This window comes from Acidovorax sp. BoFeN1, from assembly GCF_003345135.1.
GTDB classification, from domain to species: Bacteria; Pseudomonadota; Gammaproteobacteria; order Burkholderiales; family Burkholderiaceae_C; genus Acidovorax; species Acidovorax defluvii.
Genome location: NZ_QOZT01000176.1, coordinates 1 through 849, shown reverse-complemented (window position 1 = coordinate 849; position 849 = coordinate 1). Strand labels below are relative to the sequence as shown.

Genomic DNA, 849 nt, shown 5'->3' with positions numbered 1-849 from the left:
CAGACCCGTGAACACATCCTGCTGGCCCGCCAGGTGGGCGTGCCTTACATCATCGTGTTCCTGAACAAGTGCGACATGGTGGACGACGAAGAGCTGCTGGAACTCGTCGAAATGGAAGTGCGCGAGCTCCTCGACAAATACAACTTCCCTGGCGACGACACCCCGATCATTCGTGGTTCCGCCAAGCTCGCCCTGGAAGGCGACAAGGGTCCGCTGGGCGAAGAAGCCATCATGAAGCTGGCTGAAGCCCTGGACACCTACATCCCCACGCCCGAGCGTGCTGTGGACGGCGCCTTCCTGATGCCCGTGGAAGACGTGTTCTCCATCTCCGGTCGCGGCACCGTGGTGACCGGCCGTATCGAGCGCGGCATCATCAAGGTCGGCGAAGAAATCGAAATCGTCGGTATCAAAGACACCGTCAAGACCACCTGCACCGGCGTGGAAATGTTCCGCAAGCTGCTGGACCAGGGCCAGGCTGGCGACAACGTCGGTCTGCTGCTGCGCGGCACCAAGCGTGAAGACGTGGAGCGCGGCCAAGTGCTGTGCAAGCCCGGCTCGATCAAGCCCCACACCCACTTCACCGCTGAGGTGTATGTGCTGAGCAAGGACGAAGGCGGCCGTCACACGCCTTTCTTCAACAACTACCGCCCTCAGTTCTACTTCCGCACGACCGACGTGACTGGCGCCATCGAGCTGCCAGCCGACAAGGAAATGGTCATGCCTGGCGACAACGTGTCGATCACTGTGAAGCTGATCAACCCCATCGCCATGGAAGAAGGCCTGCGTTTCGCCATCCGTGAAGGCGGCCGCACCGTGGGCGCTGGCGTCGTGGCCAAGATCATTGCTTAA

General features: G+C 61.1%; 1 protein-coding gene. It reads left to right on the top strand.

Annotated elements, in window-relative coordinates; translation table 11 throughout:
- Positions 1–849: elongation factor Tu (locus tag DTW89_RS19110; protein ID WP_114657082.1), on the top strand; the 849-nt coding region annotated here is incomplete at its 5' end.